1 protein-coding gene is annotated in these 460 nt (G+C 64.6%); it reads left to right on the top strand.

Features of this window, described 5'->3' with window-relative positions; genetic code table 11:
- Positions 1 to 460 (top strand): aldehyde dehydrogenase family protein (locus tag EN925_RS39200; RefSeq protein ID WP_128337515.1); only part of this gene is annotated, 460 nt, incomplete at both ends.

The raw sequence follows: 460 nt of genomic DNA, 5'->3' as shown, positions 1-460 counted from the left end.
GAGACAGGCCCTGGACGATGTTGACGACGCCCTTCGGCACGCCGGCACGCTCGCCACAGGTGTTTCGCCGGCTAACATATTGGCGCAAGAAGAGGTGTTCGGCCCTGTTCTGGCGACCATGACCTTCCGCAACACCGAGGAAGCGATCGAGCTCGCCAACAACACGCGCTATGGCCTCGCCGCCTCGGTGTGGAGCGAGAACGTCAACCTTGCCCTGCACGTCGCGCCGCAATTGAAGGCCGGCGTGGTCTGGGTCAACGGCACCAACATGTTCGACGCCGCCTGTGGCTTCGGCGGCTACCGCGAGAGTGGTTTCGGTCGTGAGGGCGGGCGCGAGGGCATGTTCGAATATCTCACGGCAAAATTGCCGCTCGGCCCGGTCATCAAGCCGGCGACGATGTCGGCGCAACCGGTCGAGCAGGCCGATGGCGCGGCAATCGACCGTACGGCAAAGCCTGTC

Source organism: Mesorhizobium sp. M7A.F.Ca.US.006.04.2.1 (assembly GCF_004022915.1).
Taxonomy (GTDB): Bacteria; Pseudomonadota; Alphaproteobacteria; order Rhizobiales; family Rhizobiaceae; genus Mesorhizobium; species Mesorhizobium ciceri.
The sequence above is the reverse complement of the archived record's forward strand: the minus strand, read 5'-3'. Positions and strand labels throughout refer to the sequence as shown.